The following is a 22,364-nucleotide window of genomic DNA, read 5'->3' on the forward strand; positions in this document are numbered from 1 at the left end:
GCCTTTCGGCGCCTCGCCCACGCAAATGCAAAACCCAACAGGATTCTGATGAAGGGCTTCAAGCCATCGGCGCCATTCCTGCTGCTGCTTCCAGCCTTCATCGTGCTGGCGGCGGTCGTCGTCGTGCCGCTGCTTCTGTCGCTCTATTCCAGCTTCACACCGTTCCGCCTGACCAAGCCCGAAACATTCTTCGTCTTCGTCGGCTTCCGGAACTATCTCTCGATCCTGGCCAACACCGATTTCTGGTGGGCGTTCGGGCGCACGGTGCTGCTGCTGACGATCGCGCTCAATCTCGAAATGCTGCTCGGCCTCGGCCTCGCCATGCTGGTCGAGAAGGCGACGCGCGGCCAGCGCATCCTGCGCACGCTGATGATGTTTCCGATGATGTTCTCGCCGATCCTCGTCGGCTTCCAGTTCAAGTTCATGTTCAACGACAATATCGGCCTGGTGAACAACGCCCTGCAGTCGCTCGGCATCACGCAGGACGCCATTCCGTGGCTGATCGAGGGCCATCTCGCCTTCATCGCCATCTCGATCGCCGAGATCTGGTCGTCGACCGCGATCTTCGCCATCCTGATCCTCGCCGGCCTGCTCGCCATGCCCAAGGAGCCGATCGAGGCCGCGCGGGTCGATGGCTGCACGCCCTGGCAGACCTTCCGCTATGTGACGTGGCCGTTCGTCATGCCTTTCGCCTATATCGCCATGACCATCCGTTCGCTCGACGTCGCGCGCGCCTATGACATCGTCAAGATCATGACCGATGGCGGACCGGCGGGCCGCACCGAACTGTTGTGGACGCTGGTGGCACGCACCGCCTACAGCGACGGCCGCATGGGGATGGCCAACGCCATGGCCTATTTCTCGATCCTGCTGTCGATTGCCTTCACCGTCTATTTCTTCAACAAGCTCGCCGCGGCGCGCACGCAGATCGGCGCGGAGTGGTGATGGACGAGAATTCTTCCGCCCGCCTGAAGCGACGGCTGCTAGGTGTCGTCCATCGCATCGGCCTGTTCCTGGCGATGCTGACCATCTGCCTGCCCGGCCTCTGGATCGTGCTATCGTCGCTGCGGCCAACCGTCGAGATCATGGCCAAGCCGCCGGTGTGGATCCCGCAGGAGATCTCGTTCGACGCTTACATCGCAATGTTCTCGGGCATCGGCAAAGGCGGCATCCCGGTCATCGAATATTTCCGCAACTCGCTGATCATCTCGGTGACCTCGACGATCATTGCGGTGGCCATCGGCATGGCCGGCGGCTATGCCTTCGCGCGCTACCGCTTCCGCGGCAAATCCAGCGTCTTCCTTGGCCTGATGCTGACGCGCACGGTGCCCGGCATCGCACTGTCGCTGCCGCTGTTCTTCCTCTATGTGCGGCTCGGCATCATCGACACGCATTTCGGGCTGATCCTCGCCTATGTCGCGCTCAACGTGCCGTTCACCATCTGGCTGATCGACGGCTTCTTCCGCCAGGTGCCGAAAGACCTCGCGGAGGCAGCACAAATCGATGGCTGCACGCGCTGGCAGGCATTCTGGCAGGTGGAGTTCCCGCTCGCCGGGCCGGGCATTGCGTCTGCCGCCATCTTTGCCTTCCTGACCTGCTGGAACGAGTTCGCGCTGGCCTCGCAACTGACCCGCTCGGTGAGCGCCAAGACGCTGCCGGTCGGCCTGCTCGACTACACGGCCGAATTCACCATCGACTGGCGCGGCATGTGCGCGCTGGCCGTGGTGATGATCATTCCCGCACTCACCCTCACCTATATCGTCCAGAAACACCTTGTCGGCGGCCTGACCTCCGGCGCGGTGAAAGGCTGATCCCATGGCAACAGTTTCCCTGAAAAAACTGACCAAGCGCTACGGCAATATCGGGATCGTGCATGGCATCGATCTCGATATTGCCGACCGCGAATTCATCGCGCTGGTCGGCCCGTCAGGCTGCGGCAAGTCGACGACTTTGCGCATGATCGCCGGACTGGAAGAGATCAGCGCCGGCTCGATCGAGATCGGCGGGCGGATCGTCAACGATCTGCCGCCGCGCTCGCGCAACATCTCGATGGTGTTCCAGTCCTATGCGCTCTATCCGCATATGACCGTGCGCGAAAACCTTGGCTTCTCCTTGAAGATCGCCGGTGCGGCCAAGGAGGACATGGAGCGCCGCGTCGCCGAGGCCTCGGCCATCCTGGGCCTCGACACGCTGCTCGACCGCCGCCCGTCGCAACTGTCGGGCGGCCAGCGCCAGCGTGTCGCCATGGGCCGCGCTATCGTGCGCGACCCTGACGTCTTCCTGTTCGACGAGCCGCTTTCCAACCTCGACGCCAAGCTCAGGACGCAGATGCGCACCGAGATCAAGAAGCTGCATGCCAAGGTGCAGTCGACAGTGATCTACGTCACCCACGACCAGGTCGAGGCAATGACGCTGGCCGACCGCATCGTCATCATGCGCGACGGCCATATCGAACAGGTCGGCACGCCAGACGAGGTCTTCCGCCGCCCGGCGACACGCTTCGTCGCCGGCTTCATCGGTTCGCCGCCGATGAATTTGCACGAGGCGACGGTCGATGACGGCCAACTGGTTTTCGCCAGTGGCGAAAAGCTGCCGCTACCCGCCCAATTCAAGGCCAATCTCGCGACCGGCGACAAGGTCGTGTTCGGCCTGCGGCCAGACGACATCTATCCGACCGGCCATGGCATCAGCTCCGGCGGTGCGGCCGACGTCCATCAGATCGACCTGCCGATCACCGTCACCGAACCGCTCGGCAACGAGACGCTGGTGTTCGTCGAGTTCAACGGCACCGACTGGGTTTCGCGCATGCTGAACCCGCGCCCGTTGCGCTCCGGCGAGCGGGTGGCGATGAGCCTCGACCTGTCGCAGGCGCATCTGTTCACCGCCGAGGCCGGAAAGACATTGCGGAGCTGACCGATGGCTAGAATCGAGAAAATCGAACTGCGGATGGTGGACCTTGTGCCCAAGGTCAAGCGCACGGACGCCATCCAGAGTTTCGTCAGCCAGGAAACGCCGATCGTCACCATCACCGATTCCGACGGCGCGGTCGGCACCGGCTACAGCTACACGATCGGCACCGGCGGTTCCTCGGTGATGCGGCTCTTGTCCGACCATCTGGCGCCACGCCTGATCGGCCGCGACCCCGACATGATCGAGGCGATCTGGCACGATCTCGAATTCGCCACCCATGCGACCACCATCGGCGCCATCACCGCCATCGCCATCGCGGCGATCGATACGGCGCTCTGGGATCTCAGGGCGAAGAAGCAGAACCTGCCGCTGTGGAAACTCGCCGGCGGCGCCAAGGATCGCTGCCCGCTCTACACCACCGAGGGCGGCTGGCTACACATCGAGACGGCAGCACTTGTCGACGACGCGCTGGCCGCCAAGGCCAAGGGATTTCGCGGCTCGAAAGTGAAGATCGGCAGGCCGCACGGGTCGGAGGATCTCGCCCGCCTGTCGGCGGTGCGCAAGGCTGTGGGCGACGGCTACGAGATCATGACCGACGCCAATCAGGGGTTTTCGGTCGACGAGGCGATCCGGCGCGCGGCGCGGCTGCGCGAACTCGACCTCGCCTGGATCGAGGAGCCGCTGCCGGCCGACGACATTGACGGCCATATCAGGTTGTCCAACTCGACGCCGACGCCAATTGCCATTGGCGAATCGCTCTATTCGATCCGCCATTTTCGCGAATACATGCAGAAAGGCGCCTGCTCGATCGTGCAGGTCGATGTCGGCCGCATCGGCGGCATCACGCCATGGCTCAAGATCGCCCATGCGGCGGAGGCCTTCGACATTCCGGTCTGCCCGCATTTCCTAATGGAGCTGCATGTCAGCTTGACCTGCGCGGTTCAGAACGGCAGGTATGTCGAGTACATTCCGCAACTCGACCAGTTGACCGGCAAGCATATGCGCATCGAGGATGGGCATGCGCTGGCGCCCGACGAACCCGGCATCGGCATCGACTGGGATTGGGACGCGGTCAAGGCCATGAGCATCGCCGAATTCACTACGGCGATCACGAAGTAGGAGTCGGATATGCAGCGAATGGGCATGGTGCTGGGGTTGAAGCCCGAAAAGGTCGAGGAGTATGTCCGCCTGCATGCCGCCGTCTGGCCCGACGTGCTGACCATGATCTCGGCCTGCAACATCAAGAATTATTCGATCTATCTGAAGCGGCCGGAGAATCTGCTGTTCTCCTATTTCGAATATCACGGCACCGATTATGCGGCCGACATGGCCAAGATGGCCGCCGACCCGAAGACGCAGGAATGGTGGTCGGTCTGCATACCATGCCAGGAGCCGCTCACGACCCGCAAGGAGGGCGAATGGTGGGCCAGCACGGACGAGGTCTTCCACTATGACTGAGGGCGGTTTCGACCCTGCCTTACTCGTCCAGTCCTGGCCAACACCCTCGAAGCCTCGCCCGATCGTCACTTTCGGTGCCGGATCGATCGTCGGGGACGCGCATTTTCCCGCCTATCGCAAAGCCGGCTTTCCGATTGCCGGCCTCTATGATCCCGACCAGGCCAAGGCGAAAACCCTGGCCGACAAATGGGGCATGACGGCGTTCCGTTCGGTCGACGAAGCCGCATCCGTCCCGGATGCGATCTTCGATTTGGCGACCCCGCCGGGACGGCACGCCGAGATCCTGAAAGCCCTGCCCGACGCTGCGGTCGCATTGATCCAGAAGCCGATGGGCAACTATCTCGGCGAGGCAACCGAAATCCTCGAAATCTGCCGTGCCAAGAACCTCAAGGCGGCCGTGAACTTTCAGCTGCGCTTCGCGCCGATGATGCTGGCGCTCAAGGACGCTATCGCCAGGGGCTGGCTCGGCGAAGTCGTCGACTTCGATGCCTGGCTGGCGCTGGCGACACCGTGGGAGTTGTGGGAGTTCCTGCTCAAGGCGCCGCGCGTCGAGATCGCCATGCACTCGATCCACTATCTCGATCTCATCCGGCAATTGCTCGGCGATCCCAAAGGCGTCCACGCCAAGACGCTCGGCCATCCCAACCACAAGGTGGCGCAGACGCGCACCAGCGCCATTCTCGACTATGGCGACACCATGCGCTGCGCGCTATCGATCAACCACGACCACAAGTTCGGCCGCCGCCACCAGGCCTGCGAATTCCGCATCTGCGGCACCGAGGGGGCGGCCTATCTCAAGCTCGGCCTGAACCTCGACTATCCCCGGGGCGAACCGGACATTCTGGAAATCCATCCGAAGGGCGCAACGGACTGGATCGCGGTACCGCTTGCCGGCGAGTGGTTCCCCGACGCCTTCGTCGGGCGCATGGCCAATGTCCAGCGCTTCGCATCAGGAGAAGACGACGAACTGGTCAGCTCGGTCGAGGACGCCTGGAGCACCATGGCGCTGGTGGAAGCCGCCTATAGATCGAGCGCGGCGCCGGCGACGCCGATCGCGGAAAGACCCTGATGGAACAGATCCAATATTTCGAAGATTATGAAATCGGCTCTTCGCGGCTGACCAGCGGCCGCACCATCACCGAGACCGACTTCATCGTCCATGCCGGCCACACCGGCGATTTCTTCCCGCACCACATGGACGCCGAGTACATGAAGACGACGCCGTTCGGCCAGCGCATCGCGCATGGTACGCTGGTGTTCTCGGTCGGCATCGGGCTGACGGCAAGCATCGTCAACCCCGTCGCCTTCTCCTATGGCTATGACCGGCTGCGCTTCATCAAGCCGGTGTTCATCGGCGACACGATCCGCACGCGCACCACCATTACGGCCAAGGAAGACGATCCCAAGCGGCCGGGCTCGGGACGCGTGATCGAACGCTGCGAGGTGATCAACCAGCGCGGCGAGGTCGTGCTGGCGGCCGATCATATCTACATCGTCGAACGCAAGCCGGCGCAGAGCTGAAGAACAGCGTGGTTCTTACGAACCGGTCGCGCGGTGATGCGCTTGAGCCCCGAGCAGCAGGACCATCCCGACTAGGATTTTCGCGACAGGCCGCCGCGTAACGCGGTGCCGGCCTTCAGCGTTCCGCTGGCAATGGCTTCGCGCAGGACGTTGGCGACCTGCTCCGCCACTGTCTGCGGCCTCCCACGCAATCGATGCTCCCTGACACGCGGACTCCAGAGTAGTGGAAAACCAGCGAACTGGATATGAGTATCCTCGTGTACGGTACGGCACACGCCGCTGAAGACTGGACAGCGCTGATAGCGAGATGCGCCGAGCCGATGGTCTCTGTCGAATATTCGTGCAGGGCGCTGCCCGGCGCAGGCAGCTCGCCTATGCTGCCGTGGCCGGCCGATCCTTGAACAGGACCGGATCGGCAACAGCCGGCTCCGCATACCGTATGCGCAGGCGCAGAAATGGCGCTTCGATGCAGGTGTAGCTGAGATAGCCGATCGGGATCGTCGCCAGAAAGCACAGCAAGGACCAGAGGCAGGCAATGTAGAAATTGCTTATGCCCATGATGTTCGCGTTGATGAACGCCGCCAACTGCATGACGAAGAACAGGTGCAGGAGATAGATCGAATAGCTGTAGGCCCCAGCCTTCTCCAGGATCTTGAACGGCAAGCCTGTTCGCTGCCTTGGAAAGCTGGTGTCGTAATAGGCGATCCCAAACGAATAGGCCGCCGCCTCCACCGTCGGCAGGATGATCCATATCCAATGCGGCGAGGGATACCGCTCAAGCTGGTAAAACCCTCCCGCGGCATCGAACCACCAGAAGAACCCCGAAAAGGCCAGCAGAACGGCTAGCGCGAGCCAGTGCCGGTCCTTCGCATGGGCGCGGAGATGGAACGCAAGGATGCCGGCGAGGAACTGATCGGCATGGCCAATGATGGTCCAGGCCGCCGCCGACTGTACCTCGCCGAGGTGCACGTAAAGTGCCCACCTCAGAAAAATGGCCGCCGCGATGAACAGCAATGGGGCGAACAGGAAGCGTCGGGACGCCATCAGCAGGAACGGCAGCAGGATGTAGAAGTGGGCTTCCACTGTTATCGACCAGCCGCCGTTCGGGAGGGTTGGAAAGATCACCCCCTTCCCGACGTCGGTGAAATAGCCGCCCAGGGACTGGCCCGCCATAGATACGCGGCAAGCCTCGATGGCTATCACGGCCAGCAGGAGCGGAAGCAGCCTCAGCGCCCGGTTGGCGAAGAAGGGCAGATAGCTGACCTGTTTCCCATCAAGAAGCTTGGCGAACAGGTAGCCGGAGAGCGTCATGAACAATGAAACGCCGGTGACCCCCTCATCCAGCAGGCTGAAAATGGGCACGGCAGGTACAAAACCATAGGGCACCGGCCCCTCTGGAGACTGGTGGAGGAAATGCCAGGTGAAGACCAAGAAAGCCGCTAGGCCACGAACATGGTCCAGCGCCGGATAGTGTTCTCCAGTCGAAGATCTCATGTTTCAGACCAGGCGCCCGGGCGTTCAACGATCATCGCCATGTCGCGCGGTCCAATGCCCGCAACGATGGCAGCAGAGCGAGGGCCCGCTTGCCAATGCCTAGTTTGCCCGCCTCTCGTTAATTTACACTTCCATCCGATGGAGAAAGTCCGGCGCGGCCAGCCGCAATCGCCGGAAGCCGCGCGGCATGTGCCGGGACGCAGCCGCCTTCGATCAATCGACCTCCACGGCGACCACCGCCGCGCAGTCACCGGCCTTGACCAGGCCGGGAAAATGCCGCGCCGCCAGCATGCCCGACATTTTTGCCCGGATCTCCTGCGGGGCAATGCCGGTGCGGCCAACCGAATGGATCCGTGCCAGCACCGCGCCCTCTTCGACGGGCTCGCCGAGATCGACCATGGTTTCGATCATGCCGTCCTCCTCGGCGAAGGAGAAGCAATCGCCAGACGGCATATCCAGCCATTGAGTTCTGCCCTTCTCGACCGCCCCAGCAACAATGCCCGCATGACGCAGCACATTGAGAATGCCACGCCGTGCAATCCGCACCGTTTGAGCGCGCGAGGTGCCACCGCCGCCAAGCTCGGTGCTGACGAAGACCTTGCCCATCTCCTCGGCCGCCGTGTCGTACATGCCGACCGAGTCGATCTCGATCATGCGCATCGAGAAGGGCGCCGAAAATGCCGCCACCGCATCGAAGGCTTTCTGCTCCAGTGCCTTGTCGGGCAGAGTGTGGGCCGCGCAGAACGGCACGAAATCCAGCGTCTTTCCCCCGGAGTGGAAGTCGAAGACGATGTCGGCGCGGGGCAGCAACTCGCGCTGGAAATAGTCGGCGATCTTCTCGGTCACCGTGCCGTCCGGCCGGCCGGGGAAGCTGCGGTTCATGTTGCCCTTGTCGATTGGCGAGGTCCGCGTGCCTGCGCGGAAGGCCGGATAGTTCATCGCCGGCACAATGATCACCGTGCCGCTGACTTGCTTCGGGTCGAGCGTGCGGGCGAGATCGTAGAGCGCCAACGGCCCTTCATACTCGTCGCCATGATTGCCGCCGGACAGCAGCGCCGTCGGTCCCTTGCCGTTGCGGACGACGCACATCGGAATCATCACCGAGCCCCAAGCCGAGTCGTCGCGGCTGTATGGCAGGCGCAGGAAACCGTGCTGGACGCCGTCACGACCGAAATCGACGGTCGGTGTGATCGGTGACGGGCGGAGGCTGGACATATGGCTCAATTCTTCACCACCAGTTTGCGCGGAACATTGGCCAGGCACTCTACACCGGTTTCGGTAATCAAGATGGACTCGGTGATCTCCAGCCCCATCGTTTCCAGCCACAGGCCGGTCATGAAATGGAAGGTCATGCCGGGCTTGAGTTCGGTGCGGTCGCCGGGGCGCAGGCTCATGGTGCGTTCGCCCCAGTCCGGCGGATAGGACAGACCTATCGAGTAGCCGGTGCGGTTGTCCTTGACGATGCCATACCTTTTCAGCACGGCGAAGAAGGCATTGGCGATGTCCTCGCAGGCGTTGCCGGGCTTTGCGGCGGCAAGGCCCGCCTCCATGCCTTCCAGCGTCGCCTTCTCGGCATCGAGGAATTCCTGCGTCGGCTTGCCGAGGAAGACGGTGCGCGACAGCGGACAATGGTAGCGGTTGTAGCAGCCGGCGATCTCGAAGAAGGTGCCCTCGCCCCGCTTCATCGGCTGGTCGTCCCAAGTCAGATGCGGCGCCGAGGCGTCCACGCCGGACGGCAGCAGCGGCACGATCGCCGGATAGTCGCCGCCAATACCGTCAACGCCGCGCGTGCCGGCATCATAGATCTCTGCGACGAGATCGCATTTGCGCATGCCGATCTCTATTCTGTCGAAAATGCGCTGGTGCATGGCTTCGACGATGCGGGCGGCCTTGCGCATGTAGTCGATCTCGGTCGGGCTCTTCACCGCGCGCTGCCAGTTGACCAGCGCGGTGGCGTCGACGAAGCGGGCATTGGGCAGATGTTTCTGCAACGAGGCGAAGGCGGCGGCCGAGAACCAGTAATTGTCCATCTCGACGCCGATGGTGAGCTTGCCCCAGCCGCGATCGACGAGCATGCTGGACAAGAAGTCCATCGGATGGCGTTCCGTAGACTGCACATAGTGGTCGGCGTAGCCGACGATGTTGTCCTGCGCGAGATAGGCGGTGCGCCTGGCACCGTTGGCGTCCTGGCCGCGGCCGTACCAGACGGGCTCGCCCGACGGCGGCACGATGACCGCCTGGTGCACGTAGAAGGACCAGCCGTCATAACCGGTCAGCCAGGCCATGTTGGAAGGGTCGCTGACGATGAGGAGATCGACGCCCTTGGCCTCCATGGCTCGCCGCGTCTTGGCGAGGCGATCCGCAAATTCGCCGCGCGAGAATTTCAGGTTCGGTTGCATTGTTCTTGGTCCTCGTTTGTTGGGCCCTGGAGCCCGTTTCAACTTCGGTGAACCCGGCTCCAGGAATTTTGCTTGAGCATGATCTGATCGGAAAACCGGTTCCCACTTTTCCGGATCACGCTTTGCGGCCAGCATCAGCTTTCAAAAATGGTTCCGGCATTAGCCGCCCGCGCGCGGTCGCGGGCGAGCGTGGCGATCGCGGTGTCCTGCACGCCGGTGCCGGTCAGATCGGCGATGGTGATATCGCTGGCCGAACGTCTCCCGTGTCGTTCGCCGGCGATGATCTGGCCGAGTTCGGTCACTTCTTCATCGGCGGCCATCACCCCTGCCGCGATGGCATGATGCAGTTCGCCCAGACGCCGCGTCTGGCGCGCGCTGTCGGCGACGTAGAGATCGGCCATGCGCAGGATGGCCGGCGCGACCTCGTTCTTGTGTTCGGCGTCCGAGCCCATGGCGGTGATGTGCTGGCCGGCCGAAATGAAGCCTGCCTTGATCAGCGGCTCCGTCGACGGCGTGGTGGTGACGATGATGTCGGCGCCGGCAATGGCATTTGCTGCATCGGGCTCGGCGCGCACGACAATGCCCAGTCTTTCGCGCAAGCGGGCAGCGGTGGCTTCGGCCTTGGCGGCGTCGCGCGCCCAGATGCGGGCTTCGGCGATCGGCCTGACAAGGCGCAGTGCTTCCAGTTGCAGACCTGCCTGCAAACCGGCGCCGAAGATTGCTGCCACGGTGGCGTCTTCGCGCGACAGATGCTTCGCCGCGACCGCGCCTGCTGCAGCGGTGCGGACATCGGTCAGGTAGCCATTGTCGAGCAGCAGCGCCTCGACCACACCGGTCTTTGCCGAAAGCAGCACCATCATGCCGCCACCGCTGGGCAGGCCGAGCTTTGGATTGTCGAAGAAGCCGGAGCTGATCTTCACGGCGAAGCCGTCGATACCGGGCACATAAGCGGACTTCACGTCGACCTCGCCGCGATGCTCGGGAATGTCGAGCCGCAGGATCGGCGGCATCGCCACGGGCAGAGTGGCGAGCGCGCGAAAAGCGATCTCGACGCAGGCGACGGCGTCGAGATCGAGCGTTACGATCTTGCGCAGTTCTGCTTCGGTCAGAATCGTCATACGGCTCATGCGGCGCGCTCCCCGATTGCCTCGCCGCAGACGATCCGGCGATGCGCGTTCATGTCGATGTTTCGGCCGGAGAGAAGTACGACCACTGGCCCTTTCGTCTTGACCTTGCCGGCGAGAAGCGCGGCGATGCCGACCGCGCCGGCGCCCTCGACGATCTCGCGCTCTTGCGCATAGGCATGGCGGATGCCGGCGGCGATCTCGTCCTCGCCGAGCAGGATGACTTCGTCGAGCAGGTGGCGGCACATGGCGAAGGTCAGCCTATTGTCGAGGCCGATACCACCACCAAGCGAATCCGCCAGCGTCGGCAGTTCCTCCACTAGGACAGGCCGGCCGGCATCGAGGCTCGCCTTCATCGCAGCACCCCGCGCCATCGAAACGCCGATGACTTTTGTGCCGGGGCTGACACCCTTGACCGCTGCGGCAACGCCGGAGGCCAAGCCGCCGCCGGAAAGCTGCACCAGCACGAGACCGGCCTCCGGGACCTGCTCGATCATCTCCACCCCGAGCGTGCCTTGCCCGGCGATGATGGCGGGATGGTCGAAGGGCGGCAGCATCACCAGCCCCTCCTCCGCCACCAGCCGCTCGACCTCCTGCTGGGCGTCGTCCTGGCTGTTGCCGACAATGCGCACCTCGGCGCCGAGCCGACGGATTTCGTCCAGCTTGTTCTGCGGCACCAGCCGCGACATGCAGATCACCGCGCGCATGCCTTCGAGCTTCGCCGCATGCGCCAGCGCGCGACCGTGATTGCCGGTCGAGGCCGCGACAACACCGCGCGCCTTTTCGTCAGCACGGAGCGAAGCGATGGCATTCGAAGCGCCGCGCAATTTGAAGCTGCCGGTGATCTGGCGGTGCTCGAGCTTGAGATGAACGGGGACACCGAGACGCTTGGAAAGACTCGTGGATATCGTGATCGGCGTGTACTCGACCTTGCTGGCAATACGCTCACGCGCGGCGCGGATATCGTTAAGGGAGACGGTCGTCATGGTCATCAATCGCGCGACAGAGGAAGCGTCATCAGTTGCCCGAACTCAGGGCGCGGCGTCTCATCGCCACACAGCCGCAAGCAATTCCAGGCGGTCGCCTGATTGCTGGTAACAACGGGACGGCCGATGGCCTGTTCCATGCCGGTGACCGCGAGCGCAGCGCGCAACGCCGTGCAAGACACGAACAGCGCGTCGGCACTCGCATGCGTAGCCTCGCGCGCGAGATCGACAAGGGCTGCCGGCGGGATGCGCGCCATCTCGCGGTCGTCCTCGAAACCGAGACAGGTGAAGCTGGCGATCTCGAAACCACGCGCCGCGAAATAGGCCGCCATCGGCCTGGAGGTTTCGACCGTGTAGGGGGTCAGAATGCTGATCCGGCGCACGCCGAAGGCATTCAGCCCGCGCATGCCGGCCATTGGCGGGGTGACCACGGGAACGCCAGGCTTGGCCGCCTGGATCGCCGTCTCGATCTCGGCATCGCCGATCACCACCGAGGCCGACGTACAGGAGTAGCAGACGGCCTCGAGCTTCTCGTCGGGCAGGATCAGGGCAGCACCCGCCGTCAGCGCCGGCTGCATCTTGCGCAGATTTTCCGGCGTCGTCGGATTGGCATAGGGAATGCGCGCGACATAGACGCCGATGCGTTCGCTCGCCACCATGCGGTGAAAATCCGGTTCGCTGGTGTGATCCGTGGCCAGGATGATCAGGCCGACGCGCTTGTCGAGCGGACGCTCATCGAGTGATGGCCGACTGGGATAGACCTTGATCTCGGGCAAGGGTTTCATCGGCTATCTCTCGATCTTGCCGTAACGGCGTTCCAGCCAGCGCAGCAGCACGACCGAACAAAGGCTGATGGCGAGGAAGAAGGCGCCGACCAGCGTGATCGGCTCGATGTAACGATAATAGGTGTTGGCGACGCTTTTGGCCTGGTTCATCAGCTCCAGCACGGTGATCGCCGAGAGCAACGGCGTCTCCTTGAACATGGCAATGAAATAGTTGGCCAGTGCCGGGATCATCGGCGGGATGGCCTGAGGGATGATGATGTGCGTCCAGGTTTGCCGGGCGCTGAGATTGCAGGCCTTGGCGGCCTCCCACTGGCCACGCGGTACATTGTCGATGCCGGCGCGGTAGACCTCCGCCGTGTAGGTTCCGTAGTGCAGCCCGAGCCCGATGACACCAGCGACCAGCGGCGGCAGCAGGATGCCGATGTCGGGCAGCACGTAGAAGATGAAATAGAGCTGCACCAGAAGCGGTGTGCCGCGGATGAACTCGGCCGCCCAGCCGACAGTACGCGACAACGCCTTGTTGGGCGAGCGGCGCGCAAGCGCGATCCCCAGCCCGACGATCGCCGCCAGCACCGAGCCGAGCAGCGTCGCCAGGATGGTGATCTTCACCCCCTGGATCAGCGTCGGCATGATCTGCCATACGAAATCCCAGTCCCACTCCATCAGACGCGCACCCCATCTAGGCCGCGCGCCATGCGGCGTTCCAGCGAGCGCACGCCCCAAGAAATGAGCAGTGCAAGGACGAAGTAGATGACCAGGATGGTGGCGAAAGGCACCATCGTGTTGCCGGTCTGGGCGCGCACCACCTGCGCCTGGAAGGTCAGGTCGGCGAGCGAGATCAGCGAGACCACGGAGGTGGCCTTGAGCAGTTCGATGGCGTTGTTTCCGAAGGTCGGCAGCATCACTAGAAAGGCCTGCGGCAGGATGACATGGCGCAGGCCTTGCCAGCGGCCGAGATTGAGCGCGATGCAGGCCTCATGCTGTTCGCGGCCGATCGACTGAACGGCGCCGCGCACCACTTCGGCGGCATAGGCGCCGACGTTCAGGCCCAGCGCCAGCACGCCGGCCTGCAGCGGGGTCAGTTCGAGACCAATCAGCGGCAGCACGAAATAGGCGAAGAACAGCTGCACGAAGATCGAGGTGCCGCGGAAGAATTCGATATAAGCGGTGGCGAGCGCCCTCAGTGCGAAGAAGCGCGACAGCCGTCCCATGCCGGCCAGAAAGGCCATGATCAGGGCAAGCACCGACCCCATCAGCGTCAGCTCGATGGTGACAAGCGCTCCCTGCAATATCAGGCCGAGATAGCCGGACCACTGGGTCATCTAGGTTCCAACGTTCCATTTTAGCCCCTTCTCCCCGTTCACGGCGAGTTGAGGAGCGGTCCGCGTAGCGGGCGAAAAGCCAATTGCTTGGCTTTTCGAGCGACGAAAGCCGGCAGGCAGATGAGGGGCGGCTCCAGCTTCTCCAAACTTGGCGCCGCCCCTCATCCGTCACTTCGTGACACCTTCTCCCCGTGAAACGGGAAGAAGGAAGAAGAGGCGCCTACTTCGCCGAGCAGAGCTTGTCGCGCGTCGTCGACATCGCGGCGGCGGCCGAGAAACCGTAGGGCTCGATGATCTTGGCGAATTCGCCCGACTTCTTCATCTTGGCGAGCTCGACGTCATAGGCATCGCGCAGTGCCTCGTCGCCCTTCTTGAAGGCGGCGCCGTCGCAATAGACCGGGGCACCCTGGACCGGGGCGATGACTTCGAGGTTCGGGTCGTTGGCCTTCTTCATCAGATCGTTGATCGACAGAACCGGCAGCGAATAGGCGTCGATGCGGCCGTCCTGCACCATCTTCAGGCCGCTCTGGCCGTCCGGCACGACGATGACGCGTTCGCGCGGCACGCCGGCGTTAAGCGCCAGCTTCTCCTCGGTGCCACCGCCGGGCGCGCCGATCGTGGCCGATGTGTCCTTGGCGACGTCCTCGTAGCTCTTGAAGGCTTTCGGATTGCCCTTCTTCACCAGCATCGCCTCGGCGTCGCACAGCACCGGTTCGGAATAGGCGACCGCGGCGCAACGCTCCGGCTTCATGAACAGGCCGGCGGTGACGACGTCGAAGCGGCCGGCCTTCAGGCCGGGGATCATGGCGCCATATTCCGATATCGAGGCGACGATGTCGCCAACGCCGAGGCGTTTGAAGATCTCGCGCGCCACGTCGGGCGCCGCGCCAGAAACCTTGCCGTCGGCCGCGACCGCCGTGTAGGGCGGCTCATTGGCGATGGCGACACGGGCAAAGCCCTGTGACTTCAACTGCTCGAGCTTGCTGTCGTCGGCTGAACCCGGGATCGAGGCGGCCAGAACCGCCGTCAGTGCAAGGCCGGCGACGCCGGCCAGAATGCCAAGTTTCTTCATTGTTCCCAACTCCTGTTTCTTGTCTTGGTTTGTTTGGGGCGGCTTTCCGTCCCTTGAGGACGGCGTTGTCGCCTCGGGCATGACGGTCAGACGCGATGTCCGGCCGCGATGATCTTCTTCAGGAAGCCTTGCGTGCGCTCCTGTTTGGGATGGCGGAAAATCTCGTCGGGCTTGCCTTCCTCGACGATCTTGCCGCGATCGAAGAACAGCACCCGGTCGGCGAAGTCATGGGCAAACCCCATCTCGTGGGTGACCAGCAGCATGGTCATGTCGGTCTCGGCGCAGAGCCGCCACAGAACGTTGAGCACCTCCTCGACCAGTTCCGGGTCGAGCGCCGACGTCACCTCGTCGAACAGCATGATCTTTGGCTGCAGAGCGAGCGCCCGGGCGATCGCCACGCGCTGCTTCTGGCCGCCCGACAGTTGCGCCGGCATCGCCTTGGCCTTGTCGGCCATGCCGACCATGTCGAGCAGTTCCATCGCCCGCTTTTCGGCGGCGGCGCGGGGCGTTCCCTTGGTCAGCATCGGCGCCAGCGTCACATTGTCGATGACGCTCTTGTGCGGAAACAGGTTGAACAGCTGGAACACCATGCCGATCTTCTGGCGCATCCGCGCCAGATGCCGCTCGTCGGCCGGCAGCAGCTGGCCGTTGCGCTCCATGTGGTAGAGCTGCTCGCCCTCGATCTGGATGTGGCCGCCATCGATGCGCTCCAGCGTCATCAGGATGCGCAGGATCGTCGTCTTGCCCGAGCCGGACGGACCGATCAACGCCAGCTTCTCGCGCGGCATGACCTGCATCGACAAGCCGTCCAGCACCTTGAAGGCACCGAAGCTCTTCGAAATGGCATCGACCTTGATGATGGGTGCGGACAAATGAATTTCCCCGTGCTGGAGAAGCCTGTGCCCTTAACGATGCGGAACGCGCCAAATCATGTCAATTGGGAAAATAATATCATGACAATATTTCCCATTCCGCACAATTGTTGAGCAATCGGTGCCGAAGAGTGCGCCGGGATTCGAGTCAGGCCGGCGTCACCCAAATGGCTGCGCACTGGCTAAATCGCCAGCAACAAATGCTCCGGATCGCCAAGCAAGAGCTTGGTGACAACGCCGAGGCCGGCGCGCAGTTCCCCTTCGGTGGTCGAGCCCAGCGAGATGCGCACCGCCGGATGCCAGGGCGCGTCGGAAATGCGGAAGGATGTGCCCGGCGCGATGGCTACGCCCTGCAGCCGGGCCTGGGCGACAAAGCCCTCTTCGGCACGGTCGTCGGGCAGTTGCAGCCAGATATGCAGCCCGTCGCGCCGGGCGCGATAGTCGATCCCGGCCAACACTTCGGCGGCGATATCCTGCCGCCGCCGTAACGCGGCGCGCTGCCAGCGCACCAGTTCCATCGCCGTGCCGTCGGTCACCCATTTGGTGGCGATCTCGGCCACCAGCGGCGTCGCCATCCAGTTCGACACCAGATGCCGGTTGGCGACGGCGGCGACATAACGGTCAGGCGCGGCGAGATAGCCGATGCGCAGGCCGGGCACGGTGATCTTGGTGAAAGAGGTGACGTAGAGCGTGCGCTCCGGCGCGTAAGCGGCGACCGGCGGCGGCCGGTCCTCGACCAACGGCCCCAGCACGTCATTCTCGATGATGGCGATGTCGTGCTTGCGCGCGACCGCGGCGATTTCTTCACGCCGCCGCGCATCCATCAGCGTCGCCGTCGGGTTGATCACCGAAGGCTGCACGAACACCGCGCGGATGTCGGAAAGACGGCAGGCCTCGTCCAGCGCCTCCGGGATCAGGCCGCTATCATCGATCGGCAGGCCTTCGAGGTTGAAACCGAGATAGCGCGCCAGCGGCACCAGCGTGTGGTGGCCGATCGCCTCGGTGGCGACGGTCGATCCCGGCGGCGCCACGCTCATCAGCGCCACCGTCATGCCGGCGGTGGCGCCATTGGTCAGGCTGATGTTCTGGGCGGAAATGTCGAGCCCGCACAGTTTCAGCCATTCGACCGCCACCGCACGATGGCGCGGAAACACCATGTTGGGCCGGAAGGACAGCGCCGAACTCGACGGCAGGTTTTCGGCGAGCCAACCCAGCGCCTGCTTCAATCGCTCCAGATGCATCGGCTCGCAGACCGGCTTCAGGATGGAGAGGTCGATGACCTCGCCGAGACGCTCGGGCAGATAGGGCGGCTCCGGCTCGCGACGCTGCGTCTGGACGAAGCTGCCGCGGCCGATCTCGCCGGAAATCAGGCCGCGCCGGATCAATTCCTCATAGGCGCGGCTGACCGTCTGCACCGACAGCTTGAGATCGTCGGCCAGCCGTCGATGTGTCGGCAGCCGCGCGCCATTGGCAAGACGTCCGTCATGGATGGCGCGCGCGAACTGGTCGGCAAGCGATTGATAGGCTGGCCGCCTTATGAGCGCGGGATCGGGTTGCCACAATGTCATGACTTATTAGAGATCGAAATCAGTGCAATTGACAATCGAAATAATGCGCCATCATGGTACAGTGGACGAAAAAGTGGGCGCTGATGGCTGCTGCGAAACTCGACGCGATCGACCTCAAAATCCTCGACGCCATCCAGCGCGACGGGCGCATCACCAAGCTGGCGCTGGCCGAGCAGGTGGGGCTGTCGCCGACGCCGTGCTGGATGCGGCTGCGCAAGCTGGAAAAGGCCGGCATCGTCTCGGGCTATCACGCAAGGATCGCCATGCGCGTCGTGGCGCCGGTGGCCACCGTGCTGATGGAAGTGACGTTGGCCAGCCACCGCCAGGCCGATTTCGACCGCTTCGAGCGCGTCATCCGCGATATCCCCGAAATCGTCGCCTGCTGGTCGGTGGGCGGCGGCGTCGACTATGTGCTGAAGGTGATGGCTCGCGACATCGACGCCTATCAGCGGCTTGTCGACGGCTTGCTCGACCGCGAGATCGGCATCGACCGCTACTTCACCTACATCGTCACCAAGACGGTGAAGGAAGAGATCGCACTTCCCATCACCGAGTTGCTGCCGGTGTCGCCGTAGTACCGGAGAAATCGTCTGCAGAGGCTTCACAATAGAGAGAATCTCTCTACTTCAGGACACCCAAACAGCCTCTCTGTCTGCCCACGACCGATAGTCTCCCAGGATCAGACCGAACCGGGAGGCTTCGACCATGTCCGCGCATTTCGCCCGCTCGCATCGCCATGAGGCGCTCGACCGCCTCGCAGACCGCCGTCTGCTGCGCGAACTCGCCTATGTCGACGGCCACTGGACGGCGAGCGAGGCCGCCGAAAGCTTTGAGGTCACGGATCCGGCGACGGGAAGCACGGTCGCTTTCGTCGCGGCGCTGGATGCACGGCAAACGACAAAAGCAATCGATGCCGCCGCGCGCGCTTTTCCGGCCTGGCGGTCGCTGCTGCCGCAGGAGCGGTCAAGAATCCTGCGAAAATGGTTCGAGCTGATCATTGCCGCGAAAGACGACCTGGCATTGCTGATGACCCTGGAACAGGGCAAGCCCTTGCAGGAATCGCTCGGCGAAATCGACTATGCCGCCACTTTCGTCGAGTGGTATGCGGAGGAAGCCAAGCGCCTCAACGCCGAGAGCGTCACCAGCCATCTGGCGAACGCGGAAATGATGGTGCGGCGCGAGCCGCTCGGCGTCGTCGGCATCGTCACGCCGTGGAATTTCCCCTCGGCCATGCTGACCCGCAAGGCGGCCGCCGCCCTTGCCGCCGGCTGCACCATTGTCTCGCATCCGTCCTCGGAAACGCCGCTGTCGGCGCTGGCGCTGGCCGAGCTTGGCGAGCGCGCGGGACTGCCGGCCGGCGTCTTCAACATCGTCACCGGCAAGGCCGCGACGATCGTCGGGCGGATGTGCGAAGACGCACGCGTCCGCGCCATGAGTTTTACGGGCTCGACCGAGATCGGCAGGCTGATTGCCGCGCAGAGCGCGCCGACGATGAAGCGGCTGGTGATGGAGCTTGGCGGCCACGCTCCGCTCATCGTGTTTGCCGATGTGGATCTCGACAAGGCGGTGAGCATCGCCATCGACGCTAAATTCGCCACATCGGGCCAGGATTGCCTCGCCGCCAACCGCATCTACGTCCAGCGGCCGATCCACGATCGCTTCTACGCTGCCTTCGCCAAGCGGATCGAGGCGCTGCGGACCGGCAATGGCCTTGACGACAAGACCGACATCGGGCCGCTGATGCATGAGCGCGCCGTCCAGAAAGTCGAGGAGCAGGTCGCCGATGCGCTCGCCCATGGCGCGCGTTGCCTTGCCGGCGGCAAGCGACATCAGGCCGGGCCGCTGTTCTACCAGCCGACGCTGCTGGCCGACGTTTCCGACGCGGCGCTGATCATGCGCGAAGAGACTTTTGGGCCGGTCGCCGCGGTGACGCCGTTCGACAGCGAGGACGAGGTTGTCGAACGTGCCAATGCCACCGAATATGGCCTGGTCGCCTATGTCGTGACCGAGAATGGCGCGCGCCAGCAGCGCATGGGCCGCGCGCTCGACTACGGCATGGTCGCCATCAACCGGGTGAAGATCACCGGCGCGCCAATTCCCTTCGGCGGCGTCAAGCAGTCCGGCATCGGCCGCGAGGGTTCGCGCCACGGGCTCGAAGCGTTCACCGATCTCAAATATCTTTGCCTGGACGTCGCATAAATCCGTCCGGCCATCCCTCAAGGAGACCAAAATGCTCGACCAGTCCAACGAACTCAACGCCTGGGATCGCGACCACTTCTTCCATCCCTCGACGCATATGGGCACGCACGCGCGCGGTGAGAGCCCGACCCGCATCATGGCCGGCGGTGAAGGCGTCACCGTCTGGGACAACAATGGCAGGAAGAGCATCGATGCCTTTGCCGGCCTCTATTGCGTCAATGTCGGCTATGGCCGCCAGAAGATCGCTGATGCCATCGCCACCCAGGCGAAGAACCTCGCGTACTATCATGCCTATGTCGGCCACGGCACCGAGGCCTCGATCACGTTGGCCAAGATGATCATCGACCGCGCGCCGAAGGGCATGTCGAGGGTCTATTTCGGCCTCTCCGGCTCGGACGCCAACGAAACCAACATCAAGCTGATCTGGTACTACAACAATGTGCTGGGCCGGCCGGAAAAGAAGAAGATCATTTCGCGCTGGCGCGGCTATCACGGTTCGGGCGTGATGACTGGATCGCTGACTGGGCTCGACCTGTTCCACAACGCCTTCGACCTGCCGCGCGCGCCAGTGCTGCACACCGAAGCGCCGTATTATTTCCGCCGCGCCGACCGCTCGATGAGCGAGGAGCAGTTCTCGCAGCACTGCGCCGACAAGCTCGAGGAGATGATCCTGGCCGAAGGTCCCGAAACCGTCGCCGCCTTCATCGGCGAGCCGATCCTCGGCACCGGCGGCATCGTGCCGCCGCCGGCCGGTTACTGGGAAAAGATCCAGGCGGTGCTGAAGAAGTATGATGTGCTGCTGGTCGCCGACGAGGTGGTGACGGGCTTCGGCCGACTGGGCACCATGTTCGGCTCCGACCATTACGGCATCAAGCCGGACCTGATCACCATCGCCAAGGGCCTGACCTCGGCCTATGCGCCGCTGTCGGGCGTCATCGTCGCCGACAAGATGTGGCAGGTGCTGGTCGACGGTTCCGACAAGCTCGGCTCGCTCGGCCATGGCTGGACCTATTCGGCGCACCCGATCTGCGTTGCCGCCGGTGTCGCCAATCTCGAACTGATCGACGAGATGCACCTGGTGGCGAACGCCCGCGAGACCGGCGCCTATTTCCGTGCCGAGCTCGCCAAGGCCGTCGGCGGCCATAAAAATGTCGGCGAGGTGCGCGGCGACGGCATGCTGGCGGCGGTCGAGTTCGTCGCCGACAAGGACGACCGGGTGTTCTTCGACGCTTCGCAGAAGATCGGGCCGCAAGTGGCGACAGCGCTTGCCGCAAGCGGCGTCATCGGCCGCGCCATGCCGCAGGGCGACATTCTCGGCTTCGCGCCACCGCTCTGCCTGACCCGCGAGGAGGCCGACATCGTCGTCTCGAAGACGGCGGACGCGGTGAAAAGCGTGTTTGCCAATCTTTGAGATCGACGATGAATGCCATGACCGGAACCGTCCCCGCCACCATGGCCGCCGTGCTGCTCACCGGGCACGGCGGACCGGAAAAACTCGTCTACCGCACCGATGTGAAGGTGCCCGCGCCTATCCCGGGTGAGGTGCTGGTGAAAGTCGGCGCTTGCGGGATGAACAACACCGACGTCTGGGTGCGCCAGGGTGCCTATGGTACCGAAGAGGATGCCGCCGCCGTGTCGACCTGGCGGCGCCAGGGCAACACGCTTGTTTTCCCGCGCATCCAGGGCACCGACACGGTTGGCACCATCGTTTCCGTTGGCGAAGGCGTTTCGCCGGAGCGGATCGGTGAGCGGGTGATGGTCGATTTCTCCATCTACAACCGCGATGACGATTCACTCGCCGACATCGACTATATGGGTCATGGCCGCGACGGTGGTTATGCCGAATACCAGACCGTGCCTGCCGAGAACGCCCATGTCGTCGATACTGATATGAGCGATGTCGAGCTCGCCACCTTCTGCTGCGCCTACCTGACCGGCGAACAGATGCTGGAACGCGCCGGCTTGAAGGCCGGTGAGCGTGTCCTGGTCACCGGCGCTTCGGGCGGCGTCGGCTCCGGCATCGTCCAGCTGGCGCGGGCGCGCGGCGCCATTCCCTATGCCGTCGTCGGCAAGGGCAAGGAACAGGCGGTGCTCGATATCGGCGCCGAGGCCGTCATCACCCGCGGCGTCGCTGACCTGCCGCGGGCCGTGGCTGAAGTGACCGGCGGCCAGCCGATCGACGTGGTCGCCGATCTCGTCGGCGGTGCGATCTTCAACGACCTGCTGCGTATTCTCAGGCCCGAAGGCCGCTACACCACCGCCGGTGCAATCGCCGGGCCGGTCGTGCAGCTCGATCTCAGGACCATGTATCTCAAGCAATTGCAGTTGCATGGCTCGAGCCAGGGCACGCGCGCGGATTTCCGCCGGATCGTCAGCTACATCGAAGCGAAAAAGATCCGGCCACTGGTCGGCGGCGTCTACAGGCTCACCGATTTTCACCGCGCACAGGCCGACTTCGTCGCCAAGGATTTCGTCGGCAAGCTGGTGGTGGTACCTGATGCCGTCGCGGAGCGGCCGGCGCAGTTTCCTGGCCCCTCGCTCTAGCCACCTTCTGCCGCTGTCCCAATGGGAATGGCTTGCAGTCGTGTCTGCGAGCCGTCACAAACGGCGACGCCCGTAGTCATACTGGTCCGGGCATCTGGTCGCGGGATACA

22 protein-coding genes are annotated in these 22,364 nt (G+C 63.7%); 11 read left to right on the forward strand and 11 right to left on the reverse strand.

The genetic code is table 11. The annotated features are described in order from the left end of the window. Positions 1-48: 48 nt before the first annotated feature. From JG747_RS28555 to JG747_RS28585, 7 genes are read left to right on the forward strand one after another with little or no spacing between them, the layout of a single operon-like run. On the forward strand, positions 49-945 hold the full coding sequence (locus JG747_RS28555; protein WP_027046570.1) for a carbohydrate ABC transporter permease: 897 nt from the start codon (positions 49-51) through the stop codon (positions 943-945). Next, positions 945-1,811, forward strand: coding sequence for a carbohydrate ABC transporter permease (locus JG747_RS28560; RefSeq protein ID WP_019856708.1), 867 nt, complete (start codon positions 945-947; stop codon positions 1,809-1,811). Before JG747_RS28555 ends, JG747_RS28560 begins: the two co-directional genes overlap by 1 nt. A 4-nt stretch (positions 1,812-1,815) precedes the next feature. Then, entirely contained in the window at positions 1,816-2,913 is a 1,098-nt protein-coding gene (locus JG747_RS28565) for an ABC transporter ATP-binding protein (protein WP_202360512.1), read from the forward strand. 3 nt (positions 2,914-2,916) lie between these two features. Then, positions 2,917-4,029: a mandelate racemase/muconate lactonizing enzyme family protein gene (locus JG747_RS28570; protein WP_202360513.1), complete on the forward strand. Its 1,113-nt coding sequence runs from the start codon at positions 2,917-2,919 to the stop codon at positions 4,027-4,029. A gap of 9 nt (positions 4,030-4,038) precedes the next feature. Further along, positions 4,039-4,368, forward strand: a complete 330-nt coding sequence (locus JG747_RS28575) for an L-rhamnose mutarotase (RefSeq protein ID WP_019856705.1) — start codon at positions 4,039-4,041, stop codon at positions 4,366-4,368. After that, positions 4,361-5,437: a Gfo/Idh/MocA family protein gene (locus JG747_RS28580; RefSeq protein ID WP_064983361.1), complete on the forward strand. Its 1,077-nt coding sequence runs from the start codon at positions 4,361-4,363 to the stop codon at positions 5,435-5,437. Before JG747_RS28575 ends, JG747_RS28580 begins: the two co-directional genes overlap by 8 nt. Continuing rightward, on the forward strand, positions 5,434-5,889 hold the full coding sequence (locus JG747_RS28585) for a MaoC/PaaZ C-terminal domain-containing protein (RefSeq protein ID WP_027046569.1): 456 nt from the start codon (positions 5,434-5,436) through the stop codon (positions 5,887-5,889). Before JG747_RS28580 ends, JG747_RS28585 begins: the two co-directional genes overlap by 4 nt. A gap of 372 nt (positions 5,890-6,261) precedes the next feature. Here the strand turns inward: JG747_RS28585 and JG747_RS28595 are convergent, their stop codons facing one another. The 11 genes from JG747_RS28595 to ehuR all read right to left on the reverse strand — a co-directional run bounded on the left by JG747_RS28595 (position 6,262) and on the right by ehuR (position 17,511). After that, on the reverse strand, positions 6,262-7,320 hold the full coding sequence (locus JG747_RS28595) for an acyltransferase family protein (protein WP_244748249.1): 1,059 nt from the start codon (positions 7,318-7,320) through the stop codon (positions 6,262-6,264). A 276-nt stretch (positions 7,321-7,596) separates the two neighbouring features. Beyond that, positions 7,597-8,598 (reverse strand): N(2)-acetyl-L-2,4-diaminobutanoate deacetylase DoeB, encoded by a 1,002-nt coding sequence (gene doeB, locus JG747_RS28600; protein ID WP_027046568.1) that lies wholly within the window; start codon positions 8,596-8,598, stop codon positions 7,597-7,599. Between the two features lie 5 nt (positions 8,599-8,603). Continuing rightward, positions 8,604-9,782 carry an ectoine hydrolase DoeA gene (gene doeA / locus JG747_RS28605; RefSeq protein WP_038645100.1) on the reverse strand — a complete coding sequence of 393 codons (1,179 nt, stop codon included), beginning with the start codon at positions 9,780-9,782 and terminating at the stop codon, positions 8,604-8,606. A gap of 134 nt (positions 9,783-9,916) precedes the next feature. Then, on the reverse strand, positions 9,917-10,909 hold the full coding sequence (locus JG747_RS28610; protein ID WP_202360515.1) for a cyclodeaminase: 993 nt from the start codon (positions 10,907-10,909) through the stop codon (positions 9,917-9,919). Next, a complete protein-coding gene (eutB, locus tag JG747_RS28615) occupies positions 10,906-11,892 on the reverse strand; it encodes a hydroxyectoine utilization dehydratase EutB (RefSeq protein ID WP_202360516.1) in 987 nt (328 codons plus the stop codon). The genes JG747_RS28610 and eutB overlap by 4 nt, the downstream gene beginning before the upstream one ends. 5 nt (positions 11,893-11,897) lie before the next feature. Next, positions 11,898-12,677: an ectoine utilization protein EutA gene (gene eutA, locus JG747_RS28620; protein WP_202360517.1), complete on the reverse strand. Its 780-nt coding sequence runs from the start codon at positions 12,675-12,677 to the stop codon at positions 11,898-11,900. A 3-nt stretch (positions 12,678-12,680) separates the two neighbouring features. Next, a complete protein-coding gene (gene ehuD, locus JG747_RS28625) occupies positions 12,681-13,340 on the reverse strand; it encodes an ectoine/hydroxyectoine ABC transporter permease subunit EhuD (RefSeq protein WP_038645094.1) in 660 nt (219 codons plus the stop codon). Then, on the reverse strand, positions 13,340-13,999 hold the full coding sequence (gene ehuC, locus JG747_RS28630; RefSeq protein ID WP_032929174.1) for an ectoine/hydroxyectoine ABC transporter permease subunit EhuC: 660 nt from the start codon (positions 13,997-13,999) through the stop codon (positions 13,340-13,342). The genes ehuD and ehuC overlap by 1 nt, the downstream gene beginning before the upstream one ends. 220 nt (positions 14,000-14,219) lie before the next feature. Beyond that, entirely contained in the window at positions 14,220-15,071 is an 852-nt protein-coding gene (gene ehuB, locus JG747_RS28635; RefSeq protein WP_027046565.1) for an ectoine/hydroxyectoine ABC transporter substrate-binding protein EhuB, read from the reverse strand. Between the two features lie 86 nt (positions 15,072-15,157). Continuing rightward, the gene (gene ehuA, locus JG747_RS28640; RefSeq protein ID WP_019856693.1) at positions 15,158-15,943 is read right to left on the reverse strand and encodes an ectoine/hydroxyectoine ABC transporter ATP-binding protein EhuA; all 786 of its coding nucleotides are present in this window, start codon (positions 15,941-15,943) and stop codon (positions 15,158-15,160) included. 182 nt (positions 15,944-16,125) lie between these two features. Further along, positions 16,126-17,511 carry a MocR-like ectoine utilization transcription factor EhuR gene (gene ehuR, locus JG747_RS28645; protein WP_019856692.1) on the reverse strand — a complete coding sequence of 462 codons (1,386 nt, stop codon included), beginning with the start codon at positions 17,509-17,511 and terminating at the stop codon, positions 16,126-16,128. Positions 17,512-17,594: 83 nt separating this feature from the next. Here ehuR and JG747_RS28650 point away from each other — a divergent pair, with 83 nt between their 5' ends. From JG747_RS28650 to JG747_RS28665, 4 genes are all read left to right on the forward strand, one after another. Next, on the forward strand, positions 17,595-18,086 hold the full coding sequence (locus tag JG747_RS28650; RefSeq protein WP_038652262.1) for an Lrp/AsnC family transcriptional regulator: 492 nt from the start codon (positions 17,595-17,597) through the stop codon (positions 18,084-18,086). 130 nt (positions 18,087-18,216) lie between these two features. Continuing rightward, positions 18,217-19,710: an NAD-dependent succinate-semialdehyde dehydrogenase gene (locus JG747_RS28655; RefSeq protein WP_202360518.1), complete on the forward strand. Its 1,494-nt coding sequence runs from the start codon at positions 18,217-18,219 to the stop codon at positions 19,708-19,710. 31 nt (positions 19,711-19,741) lie between these two features. After that, positions 19,742-21,121, forward strand: coding sequence for an aspartate aminotransferase family protein (locus JG747_RS28660; protein WP_202360519.1), 1,380 nt, complete (start codon positions 19,742-19,744; stop codon positions 21,119-21,121). A gap of 8 nt (positions 21,122-21,129) precedes the next feature. Beyond that, on the forward strand, positions 21,130-22,254 hold the full coding sequence (locus tag JG747_RS28665; RefSeq protein WP_202360520.1) for an alcohol dehydrogenase family protein: 1,125 nt from the start codon (positions 21,130-21,132) through the stop codon (positions 22,252-22,254). The last annotated feature ends 110 nt before the right edge of the window (positions 22,255-22,364 follow it).

This window comes from Mesorhizobium sp. 131-3-5, from assembly GCF_016756575.1.
Classification (GTDB): Bacteria; Pseudomonadota; Alphaproteobacteria; order Rhizobiales; family Rhizobiaceae; genus Mesorhizobium; species Mesorhizobium jarvisii.